Genomic DNA, 15,246 nt, shown 5'->3' with positions numbered 1-15,246 from the left:
GCCGGCTCAACGCTGGCGGTCTGCTGAACGCCCTCCGGCTGGCCCCGGGATCGCCGGGATGAGAAGCGGAGGCAGCGTGACCCCGGGTCGGTCTGACCCTGGAGGCAGCTCGGTGGCTCGGTGGCCACCTGCGCGACCCGGAATCGCCGGGTCACGTATCGCGACGTACCCAAATTATCGTTCAGGTAGCCCGCTCGCCCACGGTTCCCGTCATGCGGGACGCGTCCCACCAGATGCGAAAGCCCTCCGCCGAACGGCGCCGACCGGCGCCCGCGTACCCCGGACCGCGTCGATCGCGCCGGCCCGGATCAACTCAGCGCGCGAAGAAGTGCCAACCGACCCACCACCAGAAGCCGAACAGTCCGATCCGGCCGACCGGCACCGAGCCGACCTCGTACCGCATCACGTACGCGCAGGCCTCGCCCAGGGTCGGAATCCGGGAACCCTCCCGGCGCGCCGCCCACTCCACGGCGGCGAACAGCAGCAACGCGATCAGGAAGCCGGCGATGGCAACGGCACGCAGGCTCATCGGCGCACCAGTCCCCAGAACGCGCAGAGCCAGCCGAAGTAGCCGGCCGACCTGGCCAGCTCGTGATCCAGCACCGGATCGGCGAGCCGGGAGAAGGTCGGGAACTCGTCACCGGACCCGAACGCGAAGGTGGCGCCCTCACACACGCCGAAGACCGCGACCGGCAGCACCCACCATATGACGCCCGGCCCCACCGGCCGGCCGGGCCGGCGCGGTACCCGGTGCGACAGGCCGAACCAGATCAACGCCCCACCCGTACCGATGGTGTAGAGGTTCGCCTGCATCGAGAAGGAGGGGAAGCTTCCGCCAACCAGCGACAGGACGACCAGCACCGGCACCGACACCGCGGGCCTGTCCCAGGCCCGCGGCGCCGCCGTGACCATTTCCGAGGGCTGCTCCATCCCTCGATTGTCCCCGCCGATCACGCTGGGCCGAAAGGGAAATACACCCCGGAGTTACCCCTGATCCTCGCCCTGGTCAGCGCCGAGGGCCGCCGGCAGCCGCCCCCGGATCGCCGCCACCACCTCGTCCACCGCGCCCCGCCCGGTGAATCCGGCGGCCAGCCGGTGCCCACCGCCACCCAGCGCCAGCGCGACCTGGCTGACGTCCACGGCGCCCTTGCTGCGCAGCGACACCGCCCACTCCCGCTCACCCACCTGCTTCAGCAGGCAGCTGACGTCGGCCTCGGCGGTGCACCGGATCGGGTCGATGAGCGGTTCGAGCACGTACGGGCGCTGGTCGTGCCGGTCCAGGTCGGCCAGCGTCGCGTACGTCCAGACCAGGCCGAGCCCGCCCGCGGCGGCGGGCTCCAGACACGTCCGGGAGAGCACATCGGCGTGCAGCCGGAGCGCCCCGTACGGCCGGGTGTCGAAGATCCGCCGGGATATCTCACCCGGGCGCAGCCCGGTGGCCAGCAGCCGGGCGGCCAGCTCGTGCACGGCCGGCGTGGTGGCGTCGAACCGGAACGAGCCGGTGTCGGTGGAGAGCGCGATGTAGAGGCACTCCGCGATCGACGCGTCCAGCGGCACCCCGAGCCGGGAGAGCAGTTCCTCCGCCACCACCGAGGTGGCCGCGGCGGCCGGATCCACCAGCTGGACGTCCCCGAAACCGGTGTTGGAGGCGTGATGGTCCAGCACCACCGTCACCGGCCGGCGCACCCGCACCAGCAGGTCGCCCAACCGGGACTCGCTGGCGGCGTCGAAGCAGATCACGATGTCCGCCTCGGCGCCGGCCTGATCGGCCGGCACCAGCAGCTCCCGGCCGGGCATGCCGGACAGCGGCTCGGGCACCTCGAACAGCCCCGGGAATGTCGCGACCACCCGGGTGAACCCGAGCTTGCGCAGGCCCAGCCCGAAGCCGAGCATGCTGCCCAGGGCGTCGCCGTCCGGGTTGACGTGGCAGATCAGCAGCACCCGCGCGGTGGGCGGCAGCGCCCGCACCGCGGCGACCGCCGCGGCCCAGTCGGCCTGCGCCGGGCCACCCACGGCGCGCGGCGCCGGCACCTCGACCGTTGTCGGCGCCCCGGCCGTTGTCGGCGCCTCGGCCGCACCGGTCACGGCCGGTCCCCGCCCCACTGGTCGGCCCGGCCGTTGCCGGTCGGCCGGTCCACCGGAACCTCGTACGTCCCACCGGCCTCGTACGCCTCGTCCGCGGCCCGGATCTCGTCGGTCTCCTCGTCGGCGTCGGCGCCCACGCCGGCGTGCGCACCGGTCGGCAGCCCCGCCTCGCCGTCCGAATCGTCGACGTCGTCGGCGTCGACCCGGTACGGCTGGGCGTCGCCCGCGTACTGCGCTCCGGCCGCCTGGCGCTGCACCTCGGCGTCGGCGTGCCGCGCCGCCGTCAACAGGTCGTCGATGTGCTTGGCCTGGTCCTGCACGTTGTCCAAAACGAAGGTCAGGGTCGGCGAGTGGCGCAGTCCCAGCGCCTTGCCGACCGTGCTCCGCAGCATGCCCTTGGCGCTGTCCAGCGCCGCGGCGGTGGACGCCTGGGCGGCGGCGTCGCCGAGCACCGTGTAGAAGACCGTGGCGTCCCGGAGATCCGCGGTGATCCGGGCGTCGGTGATGGTGATCATTCCGAGCCGCGGGTCCTTGATCTGGGTACGCACCACCGAGGCCACCAGCTCCCGCACGCGCTCCGCGTGCCGGCGTACCCGGGCCGGATCCGTCATTTCGCACCTCCACCGCGTCCTGCGCGCGGGCCACCCCGCCGACGGCGGAACCGACCCGACCAACGTCTGGAAACACTACCCGTGACGGACGATCCGCCGCGCGGCCCTCCACCCGCTCCGGCCAGGACCGGCGCGCCTTCCGCTCCGCCGCCTCGACCGGGGCGACAGGGGATTCTCAATCCTGCGGGCCGTACAGCCGGCGACGGACCGAGAGCAGTTCGACCTCGGGACGGCCGGCGACCAGCCGCTCGCAGGAGTCCAGCACCTCGCGGACGTGGCCGGTCTCGGCCGCCACCACCGCCACGGCCAACTGGCTGCGGCCGTGCAGGTCCAGGTCGCCGACCTCGGCGGCCGAGACCTCGAAGCGGCGCAGCGCCGCCACGATCGGCCGGACGTAGGACCGCTTGGCCTTCAGCGAGCGGGAGTCGGCGGGAAGCAGCAGATCAAACAGCGCGGTTCCGGTGTACACGGCCGGAAAGGGTACGCCGCGCCACGGTGCGGATCATCCGGTTTTCCGGCCCGACCCGCCGGGCGTCCCGGCCGGATGGGCCCGGATGTTCGACGGCGCCAGCGGCAGCGCGTACCCGGTCACCGGGGGAATCGGCGCACCGCCGGAAGCGGAACGGCCGGACCCCGTTCGGGGTCCGGCCGTCCGCATCGCCGCGCGTCAGGCGCGCGGCTTCTCGCGCATCTCGAAGGTCTCGATCACGTCACCGACCTGAATGTTGTTGTAACCAGTCAGGGTCAGACCGCACTCGAAGCCCTCGCGTACCTCGGTGGCGTCGTCCTTGAACCGCTTGAGCGAGCTGATCGTGAGGCTGTCCGCCACGACCGCGCCGTCCCGCAGCAACCGCGCCTTGGCGTTGCGGCGGATGAGGCCGGACCGGACGATACAACCCGCGATGTTGCCCACCTTGGAGGACCGGAACACGTCCCGGATCTCCGCGGAGCCGAGTTCGACCTCTTCGTACTCGGGCTTGAGCAGCCCCTTGAGCGCGGCCTCGATCTCCTCCAGGGCCTGGTAGATCACGGTGTAGTACCGGATCTCCACGCCTTCGCGGTCGGCGATCTCCCGGACCTTGTTGGCGGCCCGGACGTTGAAGCCGATGATCGTGACCGCCTCGGACGAGGCGCTCGCGAGCATGACGTCGCTCTCGGTGATCGAGCCGACGCCCCGGTGGATGATCCGAAGCTGGACCTCCTCGGGGATGTCGAGCTTGAACAGCGCGTCCTCCAGGGCCTCCACCGAACCGGAGACGTCGCCCTTGAGCACCAGGTTGAGCGAGGTCTTCTCGCCCTCCTTGAGCTGCTCCATGAGCGTCTCCAGGGTGGCCCGCCCGCGGGAGTTGGCGAAGCTCGCCGCCCGCCGCCGCGCCTGCCGCTGCTCGGCGATCTGCCGCACCGTGCGGTCGTCCTCGGCCGCCAGGAAGGTGTCCCCGGCGCCCGGCACGGTGGTCAGACCCAGCACCATCACCGGGCGGGACGGACCCGCCTCGGGGACCTGCTGGCCGTTCTCGTCGAGCATGGCCCGGACCCGTCCGTGCGCCCCACCGGCGACGATCGAGTCGCCCGCCCGCAGGGTGCCCTTCTGGACCAGCACCGTCGCCACGGCACCGCGCCCCTTGTCCAGGTGCGCCTCGATGGCCACGCCCTGCGCCGGCCCGTCGGTCGGCGCGGTCAGCTCCAGCGACGCGTCGGCGGTCAGCAGTACGGCCTCAAGCAGCTCGTCGATGCCGATGCCGGGCTTGGCCGCCACGTTCACGAACATCGTCTCGCCGCCGTACTCCTCGGCGACCAGCCCGTACTCGGTCAGCTGCTGGCGGACCTTGTCCGGGTTGGCCTCCGGCTTGTCGACCTTGTTGACCGCCACCACGATCGGCACGTCGGCCGCCTTGGCGTGGTTGAGCGCCTCGATGGTCTGCGGCATGACACCGTCGTCGGCCGCCACCACGAGGATCACGATGTCGGTCACCTGCGCACCACGGGCACGCATGGCGGTGAACGCCTCGTGACCCGGGGTGTCGATGAAGGTGATCGCCCGGTCCACGCCGTCGTGCGGCACCCGCACCTGGTAGGCACCGATGTGCTGGGTGATGCCGCCGGCCTCGCCGGCCACCACGTTCGCCTTGCGGATCGCGTCGAGCAGCTTGGTCTTACCGTGGTCGACGTGACCCATGACGGTCACCACCGGCGGCCGGCTGACCAGCCGCTCCTCGTCCACCTCGGCGTCGAGGTCGATGTTGAACTGCGCGAGCAGCTCCCGGTCCTCGTCCTCCGGGCTGACGATCTGCACGTCGAAACCGAGGTGCTCACCCAGCAGCAGCAGGGTGTCGTCGGAGCACGACTGGGTCGCGGTCACCATCTCGCCCAGGTTGAACATCTCCTGGACCAGCGAACCCGGGTTGGCGTTGATCTTGTCGGCGAAGTCCGACAGCGAGGCGCCCCGGGACAGCCGGACCACCTGACCGCTGCCCCGGGGAGCGCCCGAGGACATGGTCGGCGCCGACAGGTTGTCGAACTCCTGTCTGCGCTGCTTCTTGGACTTGCGACCGCGGGTCGGCTTGCCGCCCGGACGCCCGAAGGCACCCGCGGCGCCGCCACCGCGGCCACGACCGCCACCGCCCGGTCGACCGGCGCCACCGGCCGGGGCACCGGGACGGAAGCCGCCGCCACCGCCGCCACCGCCAGGTCCGCCGCGGTAGCCACCGCCACCGCCGCCGCCACCACCGGGACCGCCGCGGTAGCCACCGCCACCGCCGCCGCCACCACCGGGACCGCCGCGGTAGCCACCGCCGCCGCCACCGGGACGACCGGCGCCACCGGGACGACCGGCGCCACCGGGACCGCCGCCGGGGCGACCCGGGCGCTGGCTCGGCATGGACGCCGGGCTGGGCCGCGGCGGCATGGAGGCGGGGCTGGGCCGCGGCGGCATGGAGGCCGGGTTGGGCCGCGGGCCACCGCCCGAGGCCGCCGGGCGCTGGCCGCCGGAGCTGATGCCGAACGGGTTGTTGCCACCCCGGGCCGGCGGGCGGGCGCCGGAGCGGCCCTGGCCACCCTGAGCGCCGGTACCCGGACCGGGTCGGTTGGCCGGACCCGGTCGGGGCGTCATGGTCCCCGGGCCGGGCTTGGGACGCGGCGCGCCGCCGTCGGCCGGTGGCTCCCGGCGGACGGTCTCGCGCTGCTGCTGGCGGGCAGCCTGCGCGGCCTTGACGGCCGCCTCCTGCTCCGCCTTCAGCGCGGCGGCACGCGCCTCCGCGGCCGCCACCTCGATGTCGTGCGCGCTCGCCGGCTTGGCCACCGGGGTGGCCGGCTGCGGCGGGCCGGGGACGGGTCCCTTGGGTCGGGCCGTCGGCGGGGTCGGCGCGGCCGGCCGACGCGGCGGGCCGGGCCGGGCCGCGATCCGCGGTTCCGCGGGACCGGGCCGGGGCGCGGCCGGGGGTGGCGTCGGCGTCGGCGCTGGCGCCGACGTGCTTGGCGCCCCGCCGGGCGGGGACGCCACGAAGGCGTTACGCAGCCGCCGGGCGACGGGCGCCTCGACGGTACTGGACGCGGATTTGACGAACTCGCCCATCTCCTTGAGCTTGGCGAGTACGGTCTTGCTCTCGACCCCGAGCTCTTTGGCTAGCTCGTGTACGCGGGCCTTGCCTGCCACTGCACTCCTCACTCCGAGGTCGTGCGGGCAGCACCCGCAGCGACCTCACTCGTGCACTTGAAGCCTGGTCATTTCTGGGACTTCATCGTGTGCTCATGTCGGTCTGCCTACCTTGCTTGCGACCCGCGTCCGGTCAGGGTGACCGGACGTCGGGGGTGACGCTTCGATGTGCCTCGCCAGCCCATCGGTGTCGGGAACTCCACCGATTCGCAACGCCCGCCCGAAGGCGCGACGCCGCTGGGCGAGCGCGAGACAAGCCGGGTCCGGATGCAGATGCGCCCCCCGACCCGGCAGTCGGCGGTCCGGATCGGGCCGGAGAACGTGATCGCCCTCCACACCGACCGCAGTGAACCGCAGTAACTCCTGGACGGACGCACGCTGACGGCAACCCACACAGGTGCGCACCGCCCGCGTCCGTCGTACCACTGAGAAAGTTTACCCCTACCCGGCCGAGATCGCTCCGCCCGGTTCGGGTACGTGATCAGCGTTGCTTCGCGCGGCGGCCGGCGAGGGCCCATTTCCGGTGTCGGTATCCGACCGGATGTCGATCCGCCAACCGGTCAGTCGGGCAGCAAGACGGGCGTTCTGCCCTTCACGCCCGATCGCCAACGAAAGCTGGAAATCGGGCACGGTCACCCGGGCCGTCCGGTTCGCGGCGTCCACCACCTCGACCCGCAACGCCTTGGCCGGCGACAGCGCATTGCCGACAAACGCCGCGGGATCGTCCGACCAGTCGATGATGTCGATCTTTTCGCCGTGCAACTCGCTCATCACGGCCCGGACCCGCTGGCCCATCGGCCCGATGCAGGCGCCCTTGGCGTTCACCCCCGGCACGGTGGACCGCACCGCGATCTTGGTGCGGTGGCCCGCCTCCCGGGCGATGGCCGCGATCTCCACGGTGCCGTCGGCGATCTCCGGCACCTCCAGTGCGAACAGCTTCTTCACCAGGTTCGGATGCGACCGGGACAGGGTGATCTGCGGGCCGCGGAAGGTCTTCGCCACGTGCACGACCACGCAGCGCAACCGCTGGCCGTGCTCGTACCGCTCACCCGGCACCTGCTCGGCCTGCGGCAGGACCGCCTCCAGCTTGCCCAGGTCGACGCTGACGATGCCCTTCTCGCTGCGCGCCTCGTGCGCCTGGACGACGCCGGTGACCAGATCACCGTCCCGGCCGGCGTACTCGCCGAAGTGCACCTCGTCGGTGGCCTCGCGCAGGCGTTGCAGGATGACCTGCTTGGCGGTCATGGCCGCGATCCGGCCGAAGTCGTGCGGGGTGTCGTCCCACTCCCGGGTCACCGCGCCGTCGGCATCGATCTCCTGGGCGAACACGGATGCCGCGCCCGTCTTGCGGTCGATCTCGACCCGGGCGTGCGTCTGCGCGCCCTCGGTATGCCGGTACGCGGTCAGCAACGCGGTCTCGATGGCCGCGAGGATGGTTTCGAACGGGATCTCCCGCTCGCGCTCCAACGCGCGCAGCGCCGCGAGGTCGATGTTCACCTCTCCTCGTCCTCCACATCCTCATCGTCGAAATCGTCGAACTCAGCCGACTCGTCGGCGTCGTCGGCGTCATCCAGCCGGGTGAACTCCACCTGCACCCGGCCCGGCCCCAGGTCCGGATAGCTCCATCGCGCCGGCTCGCCCGCCACGTCGATGGTCACCCACTCGTCGTCGGCGGCCAGCACCCGACCGGTGATCTGCCGGTCCCGCCCGGACGACTCCGCCCCGGACGACTCCGCCTCCGCCTCCGGCACCGCGCCCGCGCGCTGGGCCGGCAGGGCGCCGGGCACGCGCACGGTGACCCGGACCAGCCGGCCGACGTTGCGCCGCCAGTGCCGGGGCAGGGTCAGCGGACGGTCCACACCCGGCGAGCTGACCTCCAACTGGTACTCGCCGGCCAGCAGGTCGCCGCCGGTCTCCTCGGCGCGGTCCAGCGCCTTGGAGACGTCCCGGGACACCTCCGCCACCGCGTCCAGGCTCACCCCGGCATCGCCGTCCACGATCACCCGTACCACGTGCCGGCGGCCGGCCCGGGAAAGCGAGACGTCCTCCAGGTCGTACCCGGCGGCCGCGACCACCGGCTCGATCACCTCGCGGAGCCGCTGCCGCCGCGCCGGCAGGTCCGCCCGCGGCCGGTCGCCGCGCGGACCGTCGCCGGTCCGCGGCCGGTCTCCCGAGCGGGTACGCGCCGGACGCGGGCCGCCCGACGACCGGCCCGAGGCGCGGCCACGTTGCGTCATCCCCCCGCACCCCTTCCGTGATCGTGGAACCCTCGTCGGGCAGCCAGGCCAGTACGCCACCGGGCATGTGCGCTCGGCGGCTGCGCAGAGCGTAACGCGCTGGCCGGCCGACGGCCCCGTCGGCGCACCGACTCGTCCCGGCCACGGGCGGTAGCGGAACGTCCGGGTGGCCTGACCCGGGACGGCCCGCCCGGACGGCCGCACCCGATCTTGCAGTTCGGGCCGGTTCTCACCACGCCCACGCCCCGGCTCGGCGCCGATCGGGGCGGCGCCGGAAACGACCGCTCCCGGCGCGTCGCTCCCGGCGCGTCGGCACGGTGTCGGCCGCCCGGCCTGGCGCCGCCATCCACGCGAACCGCCGGACCCGCCGGCCGGTCGCGTTGCCATGAACATACTCGGTATGCATACTCCGTATCTATGTCCATCCGACACGGCCTGCTCGCGCTGCTCGAGCGCGGGCCCATGCACGGCTACCAGCTCCGCGCGAGCTTCGAGGACTCCACCGGCGGCACCTGGCCGCTGAACATCGGGCAGGTCTACAGCACCCTCGCCCGGCTGGAACGCGACGGACTGGTCCGGCAGTTGCCCGACACCGACGGCACGCAACGGCCGTACGAGATCACCGACGCCGGCCGCGCGGACCTGACGCTCTGGTTCACCAGCCCGCTCGGCCGCGACGAACGCCCCCGCGACGAACTCGCGATCAAACTCGCGCTCGCCGTCGCGACCCCCGGCGTCGACGCCGGCGCCGTCATCCGCACCCAACGCACCGCGACCATGCGCACGCTCCAGGAACTCACCCGGCTCAAGTCCCGGGCCGCCACGCCGGCCGAGCTGGCCTGGCTGCTGGTCCTGGACTCCATGCTGTTCCAGGCCGAGGCGGAGATCCGCTGGCTGGACCACTGCGAAACCACCCTGGCCCGGCGCCGGCCGACCGGCACCGCGGCGGGGTCCGCGCCGCCCGCGGACCCGGACGGGGCCGCCGGCACCGACGCCGACGCCGCAACGGAGGTACGCCGGTGAGCGCCGCGGACCCGACCACGCCCACCGCGGCCGCCGCGCCCGCCCCGGTGCTCGACCTGCGGGACGTGCACCGCACCCACGGCCGAGGTCCCGCCGCCGTGCACGCGCTGCGCGGGGTGAGCCTCACGGTCCGGCCAGGGGAACTCGTGGCCGTGATGGGACCCTCCGGGTCCGGCAAGTCCACCCTGTTGAACCTGGCCGGCGGCCTGGACGCGCCCACCCGGGGCGAGGTGCGGGTCAACGGACGCACCCTCGGCTCGCTCGACCGGCGGCAGCTCGCCCGGCTCCGCCGCCGCGACGTCGGGTACGTGTTCCAGGACCTGAACCTGCTGCCCAGCCTGACCGCCGCGGAGAACGTGGCGCTGCCGCTGGAACTGGACGGGATGCGGGTACGGCGGGCTCGGCGACTCGCCGTCGCCGCCCTCGCCGAGCTGGACCTGGCCGACCTCGGTCCCCGGTTCCCGGACGACCTGTCCGGCGGCCAGCAGCAACGGGTGGCCATCGCCCGTGCCCTGGTCGGTGACCGGCGGCTGGTGCTCGCCGACGAGCCGACCGGCGCGCTCGACTCGCAGACCGGTGAGGCGGTGCTGCGGCTCCTGCGGACCCGGATCGACGCGGGCGGGGCCGGTTTGCTGGTCACCCACGAGGCCCGGCACGCCGGCTGGGCCGACCGGGTGGTGTTCCTGCGGGACGGTTGCATCGTGGACACCTCCGGCCCGCTGACCGGCCCCGAACACCTGCTCCCGGCGGCGGACCGGTGAACGGCTGGTTCACCGGCTGGCGTACCGCGTTGCGGATCGCCGCCCGGGAGAGCCGGCGCTCGCGCGGCCGCAGCGCCCTGGTGCTCGCGATGATCGCGCTTCCGGTGCTCGGCCTGAGCTTCGCCGCCGCGAGCTACGACATGTTCCGGCTCACCCCGGACGAGACGGCCAACCGCCGGTTGGGAACGGCGGACGCCCTGGTCCAGTGGCTCAGCGACGGTCCGGTGAACCAGGACCCGGCGGGGGACGGCTACAGCTTCGACGGCCGGCCGCGGCGCTCCGCCACCTCGGCCGAACTGCTCGCGGCGCTGCCGGCCGGCAGCCGGGTCAGCCCGGTGGTGCAGCAGACCTGGCCGCGGCTGCGCACCGCGGCCGGCGTCGGCACGGTGGCGGTCCGCGGGCTGGACCTCGCCGACCCGCTCACCCGCGGGCTGGCCACGGTGTTGACCGGACGTGCCCCGGCCGGCCCCGGGGAGGCCGTGCTGAGCGTGCCGGCGGAACGCCGGCTCGGCGTCCGGATCGGCGACCCGGTGGAGCTGGCCGACGGCTCCCGCCGGTGGACCGTCGTCGGCACGGTCGAGACGCCGGACAACCTCCGCGAGGTGCTGGTGGTGCCGCCGGCCAGCATCCGGGACGGCGTGCTGGGCACCGATTTCTTCCCGGCCTGGCTGGTGGACACCCCGGCCCCGGTCGACTGGGCGCAGGTCCGCCGGCTCAACGCCGAGGGCATGGCGGTGACCTCCCGGGCGGTGCTGCTCGATCCGCCCCCGGCGAGCCAGCTCGCGATGCCCCCGCAGACCGGTTCCGGCGCCGTCGACGAGCTGAGCATCGGCGTCCTGATCGGCGGGCTCGCGGTGCTGGAGGTGGTGCTGCTCGCCGGACCGGCCTTCGCGGTCGGTGCCCGCCGGCGGCGCCGGGAACTCGCGCTGCTGGCCGCGAACGGCGGCACCCCGGGCCACCAGCGACGGCTGGTGCTGGCCGACGGGGTGGTGCTGGGGCTTGCCGGCGCGATGCTCGGGATCGTCCTCGGGGTGGCGCTCGCGATCTCGGTGCGCCCGCTGGTCGAGGAGCACATGGCGCACAGCCGGGCCGGCGGGTACCGGGTCTTCCCGCTGGCGCTGCTCGGCATCGCCGCGCTGGCCGTGGCCACCGGGGTGCTCGCCGCGCTGGTGCCGGCGGTCACCGCCGCCCGGCAGGACGTACTGGCCGGCCTCACCGGTCGCCGTGGTGTCCTGCGGTCCCGCCGCCGGTGGCTGGTGGCCGGACTGGCGCTGGCCGTTCTCGGGCCCGTCCTCGCCTGCTACGGCGCCGGGCAGCTCCGCACCGGCCTGGTGCTCGCCGGCCTGGTCCTGGCCGAGGTCGGCCTGGTGTTCTGCACGCCGAGCCTGGTCGGGCTGATCGCCCGCGCGGGCCGGCTGCTGCCGCTGGCGCCCCGGATCGCGCTGCGGGAGACGGCCCGCAACCGGGGTGCCACCTCGCCGGCCATCTCCGCGATCATGGCCGCCGTCGCCGGCACCGTGGCCCTGGGCATCTTCCTGGCCGGCGCGGATGCCCGCACGGCCCGACAGTTCCGGGACACCGTACCGCTGGGCCACATCACCGTGACCCTGGGCGGCGACGATTCGCGGCCGGACCAGGCGACAGGACCGGTCACCGCCGCCCAGGTCGGCGGGGCCGCCGCCGGCCTCCCGGTCAGCGCCGTGGCCGAGGTACGCCTGCCGACCTGCCGGTCCGACGCGCCGGGAAAGGGCTGCGCCATCGACGTGCGGGTGCCGGAGAGCCAGCGCTGCCCGTACCCGCGCGGCGGGCCACCGACCGGCGCCGACACGGCGCGGGCCGCCCGCGACCCGCGCTGCGCGCAGACTGCGGGGTGGTACCAGGGGTCGTTCGTTCAGAACGTGGTCGACGACGGGGCGGCGCTGCCGCTGCTGACCGGCGCCACCGGCGAGGACCTGCGTCGAGCCCGTGCCATGCTGGCCGCCGGTGGCGTGGTGGTCACCGACCCGCGGCTGGTGACCGGCGGCCGGGTCGACATCCTCGTCGACGACGGGACGGGGCGGACCGACCCCGCCCGGACGCCGGATTCCCCGCTGCCCACCATCTCGGTTCCGGCGTACGTGCTGAGCACCGGGATCGACCTGCCGCGCCAGTTCTATCCGCCCGAGTTGATCCGCCGGGTGGGTCTGGCCGAACAGCCGTGGGGGTTCGTGCTCGGCACCGACGCGGTGCCCACCGTGGCCCAGCAGGATGCGCTGACCGCCGCGCTGCACGACCTGGCCCCCGGCCTGACCGCCGAGGTGGCCCGGGGGCGACCCGAGCGGGACGAAGATCCCATGCTGCTGGTGCTGGCCCTCGCCGCCGCCCTGATCACCCTGGGCGCCGCCGGAATCGCCACCGGTCTGGTGGCCGCCGACTCGCGGGCCGATCTGTCCACACTGGCCGCCGTCGGGGCCGGCCCGGGGGTCCGCCGGGTGCTGTCGCTCAGCCAGTCGGGCACCATCGCCGGGCTGGGATCCCTGCTCGGCACCGCCGCCGGGCTGACCGCCGCGGCGGCGATCATCCTCGCGTACAACCAGGGGTTCGCCCGAAGCTGGCCGGTGCAGCCGCCGTACCCGTTCACGGTGCCCTGGACGGTGCCCGCGGTCCTGGCGGTCGTCCCGCTGGTGGCGACGGCCGGCGCCGGGCTGCTGACCCGCTCCCGGCTGCCCGTCGAACGCCGCGCCGGCTGATCGCCGGCGTGCGCCCTCCCCCGGCGTCTGCGCCCACGCCCCGGCCCCGGTCGTGGCGGGCCGGTCCCTACACTGGCCGGATGTTGACGGTGGGCAGGCTCGTGCGCAGGCTGGGCCACGAGGCGTGGTTCGTGGCCGCCCTCCGGACGCTCGTGCCGGCCGACCGGCTCGTCGGCCGGCTCACCCGGGGCCGGGTGGTCGCGCTCGGTCTGGCGCCGTCGCTGATTCTCACCACCACCGGGCGGCGGTCCGGGCTGCCCAGGGACAGCCCGCTGCTGTACGCCCGCGACGGTGACGCGTACGTCGTCGCCGGCTCCAACTGGGGACAGCCGCACCATCCGGCGTGGGTGCTGAACCTGCTGGCCGATCCGGCCGCAACGGTGACGGTGGGCGGCATCCGGGTACCGGTCCGGGGCCGGCGGGTGGACGGTGCGCAACGGGACCGGCTCTGGGCGATGCTCGTCGCCGAGTGGCCGGCCTACCGCACGTACGCCGAGCGCGCCGCGAACCGCGACATCGCCGTGTTCCGGCTGGAGCCCGCCTGAGCGGATGCTCCGCTCGACGCTCGCCGATACCCTGGTCCGGTGACCGACGCCCCGTCGCCGAGCCGGCCGGCACCCGTGCCGGTACTCGGTGCGCGCGAGCGACCCGCTCCACCCGTCGCCTGGGGTCCGCTGCTCGGTGTGGCCGGCGCGATCGGTCTGCTGCTGCTGGCCTTCGCCGGCCGGTACGGCTACCACCGCGACGAGTTGTACTACCGGGTCGCCGGTCGTCACCTCGCCTGGGGCTACGACGACCAGCCGCCGCTGGTGCCGGCGCTGGCCCGGCTCACCGACCGGCTCACCGACGGCTCGCTGGTCGCGCTCCGGCTGCCCTCGGCGCTCGTGGTGGCGGCCACCGTGCTGGTGGTCGGTCTGCTCACCCGGGAACTGGGCGGCGGCCGACGGGCGCAGGTGCTGGCCGCGGCGGTCTGGGCCACCGCACCCGCGGTGATCGTCTCGGGCCACCTGCTGAGCACCACGCCGTTCGACATCGCCTGCTGGACCAGCGTGGCCTGGCTGCTGGCCCGCTGGGTGCGGACCCGGGACGACAGCACGCTGCTGCTGCTCGGGCCGGTCGTGGGGGTGGGGCTGCTGGCCAAGACGCTGCCCGTGCTGTTCCTCGCGGCGCTGGGGCTGTCGATCCTGGTCGCCGGGCCGCGGTCGCTGCTGGCCCGTCCGCCGCTGTGGCTCGGCGCCGTCATCGCGGTGGTGCTCTGGGCGCCCAACCTGTGGTGGCAGGCGACGCACGGCTGGCCGCAGGTGGCGATGACCGCGGTGATCCGCGCCGACGCGGACTTCGGCGGCCGGCTCGGGCTGCTGCCCAGCCAACTGCTCATGCTGGGGCCGCCCGTGGCAGCACTGTGGATCGCGGGGCTGTGGCGGCTGCTGCGCAGCCCGGACGCCCGCCCGTACCGCTTTCTCGGGGTGGCGTATCTGGTCGTCCTGGCGCTGGTGCTGATCACCGAGGGCCGGGAGTACTACCCGGTCGGCGCGTACCCGGGGCTGGTCGCGGCGGGCGCGATCGCCACCGTGGGCTGGATCGAGCGCGGCGCCGCCGGACGACGGCGGGCGCTGGCCGGTACGGCGGTGGCGCTCAACGCCGCCGCGACCGCCGCGTTGGGCCTGCCGATCTATCCGGTCCGGACGCTGCCGGAGACCCCCGAGGCGGCGATGAACCACGACGCGGGTGAGACCGTCGGCTGGCCCGAACTGGTCCGGACGGTGGCCACCGTGTACGCCTCGATCCCGACCGACGAGCGGGCCGGCGCGGTCATCGTGGCCAGCAACTACGGCGAGGCCGGCGCGATCGACCGGTACGGGCCGGCACACGGTCTCCCCCGGCCGTACAGCCCGCACCTGGCGTTCTGGCGCTGGGGACCGCCGCCGGACGCCGCGACGGGTCCGGTGATCGTGGTGGGTGGCGGCCCGGTGGGGCCGACCGGCTGGTGCGGTTCGGTGCGGCTGGCCGCCCGGGTGGACAACGGGTACGGACTGGACAACGACGAGCAGGACACGCCGATCTGGCTGTGCCGGGACATCCGGGCACCCTGGTCGCAGGTGTGGCCGAAGCTGCGCGACCTCGGCTGAGGGGCGCCCGGCGGCGTAC

13 protein-coding genes and 1 pseudogene are annotated in these 15,246 nt (G+C 74.3%); 5 read left to right on the top strand and 9 right to left on the bottom strand.

Translation table 11 applies throughout. The features are described 5' to 3' along the window. Positions 1–313 precede the first annotated feature (313 nt). The 9 genes and pseudogenes from CIK06_RS07545 to rimP form a co-directional block, all read right to left on the bottom strand. Positions 314–523 (bottom strand): DUF6186 family protein, encoded by a 210-nt coding sequence (locus tag CIK06_RS07545; protein ID WP_198348287.1) that lies wholly within the window; start codon positions 521–523, stop codon positions 314–316. A 2-nt stretch (positions 524–525) separates the two neighbouring features. Continuing rightward, on the bottom strand, positions 526–930 hold the full coding sequence (locus CIK06_RS07540) for a hypothetical protein (RefSeq protein WP_095564216.1): 405 nt from the start codon (positions 928–930) through the stop codon (positions 526–528). 54 nt (positions 931–984) lie between these two features. Beyond that, positions 985–2,031, bottom strand: coding sequence for a bifunctional oligoribonuclease/PAP phosphatase NrnA (locus CIK06_RS07535; protein ID WP_095567646.1), 1,047 nt, complete (start codon positions 2,029–2,031; stop codon positions 985–987). A 203-nt stretch (positions 2,032–2,234) separates the two neighbouring features. Next, a pseudogene (gene rbfA, locus CIK06_RS07530) lies at positions 2,235–2,696 on the bottom strand (30S ribosome-binding factor RbfA); the annotation flags it as partial. 175 nt (positions 2,697–2,871) lie between these two features. Next, the gene (locus tag CIK06_RS07525; protein WP_095564215.1) at positions 2,872–3,165 is read right to left on the bottom strand and encodes a DUF503 domain-containing protein; all 294 of its coding nucleotides are present in this window, start codon (positions 3,163–3,165) and stop codon (positions 2,872–2,874) included. Positions 3,166–3,363: 198 nt separating this feature from the next. Then, positions 3,364–6,348 (bottom strand): translation initiation factor IF-2, encoded by a 2,985-nt coding sequence (infB, locus tag CIK06_RS07520; protein WP_095564214.1) that lies wholly within the window; start codon positions 6,346–6,348, stop codon positions 3,364–3,366. 93 nt (positions 6,349–6,441) lie between these two features. Beyond that, a complete protein-coding gene (locus CIK06_RS07515) occupies positions 6,442–6,774 on the bottom strand; it encodes a YlxR family protein (protein ID WP_095564213.1) in 333 nt (110 codons plus the stop codon). Between the two features lie 15 nt (positions 6,775–6,789). Then, positions 6,790–7,845 carry a transcription termination factor NusA gene (gene nusA, locus CIK06_RS07510; RefSeq protein ID WP_095564212.1) on the bottom strand — a complete coding sequence of 352 codons (1,056 nt, stop codon included), beginning with the start codon at positions 7,843–7,845 and terminating at the stop codon, positions 6,790–6,792. After that, positions 7,842–8,585 carry a ribosome maturation factor RimP gene (gene rimP, locus CIK06_RS07505; protein ID WP_095564211.1) on the bottom strand — a complete coding sequence of 248 codons (744 nt, stop codon included), beginning with the start codon at positions 8,583–8,585 and terminating at the stop codon, positions 7,842–7,844. The genes nusA and rimP overlap by 4 nt, the downstream gene beginning before the upstream one ends. A gap of 417 nt (positions 8,586–9,002) precedes the next feature. Between rimP and CIK06_RS07500 the strand changes: the two genes are divergently transcribed. The 5 genes from CIK06_RS07500 (at position 9,003) to CIK06_RS07480 (ending at position 15,227) form a co-directional block, all read left to right on the top strand. Beyond that, the gene (locus tag CIK06_RS07500; RefSeq protein ID WP_095564210.1) at positions 9,003–9,608 is read left to right on the top strand and encodes a PadR family transcriptional regulator; all 606 of its coding nucleotides are present in this window, start codon (positions 9,003–9,005) and stop codon (positions 9,606–9,608) included. Further along, positions 9,605–10,369 (top strand): ABC transporter ATP-binding protein, encoded by a 765-nt coding sequence (locus CIK06_RS07495; RefSeq protein WP_232534067.1) that lies wholly within the window; start codon positions 9,605–9,607, stop codon positions 10,367–10,369. The genes CIK06_RS07500 and CIK06_RS07495 overlap by 4 nt, the downstream gene beginning before the upstream one ends. Then, positions 10,366–13,098, top strand: a complete 2,733-nt coding sequence (locus CIK06_RS07490; protein WP_198348130.1) for an FtsX-like permease family protein — start codon at positions 10,366–10,368, stop codon at positions 13,096–13,098. The genes CIK06_RS07495 and CIK06_RS07490 overlap by 4 nt, the downstream gene beginning before the upstream one ends. 80 nt (positions 13,099–13,178) lie before the next feature. After that, positions 13,179–13,643, top strand: a complete 465-nt coding sequence (locus tag CIK06_RS07485; RefSeq protein WP_095564209.1) for a nitroreductase/quinone reductase family protein — start codon at positions 13,179–13,181, stop codon at positions 13,641–13,643. 39 nt (positions 13,644–13,682) lie between these two features. Continuing rightward, positions 13,683–15,227 (top strand): glycosyltransferase family 39 protein, encoded by a 1,545-nt coding sequence (locus tag CIK06_RS07480; protein WP_095564208.1) that lies wholly within the window; start codon positions 13,683–13,685, stop codon positions 15,225–15,227. Positions 15,228–15,246: the final 19 nt, after the last annotated feature.

Origin of the sequence: Plantactinospora sp. KBS50, from assembly GCF_002285795.1 — a bacterium.
In the GTDB taxonomy this organism is placed as follows: domain Bacteria; phylum Actinomycetota; class Actinomycetes; order Mycobacteriales; family Micromonosporaceae; genus KBS50.
The sequence above is the reverse complement of the archived record's forward strand: the minus strand, read 5'-3'. Positions and strand labels throughout refer to the sequence as shown.

Excerpts from the sequence above, each read along its gene's own strand:
- rimP (WP_095564211.1), bottom strand. The coding sequence starts at position 8,585 with ATGACGCAACGTGGCCGCGCCTCGGGCCGGTCGTCGGGCGGCCCGCGT.
- CIK06_RS07500 (WP_095564210.1), top strand. The coding sequence starts at position 9,003 with ATGTCCATCCGACACGGCCTGCTCGCGCTGCTCGAGCGCGGGCCCATG.
- CIK06_RS07485 (WP_095564209.1), top strand. The coding sequence starts at position 13,179 with ATGTTGACGGTGGGCAGGCTCGTGCGCAGGCTGGGCCACGAGGCGTGG.
- CIK06_RS07540 (WP_095564216.1), bottom strand. The coding sequence starts at position 930 with ATGGAGCAGCCCTCGGAAATGGTCACGGCGGCGCCGCGGGCCTGGGAC.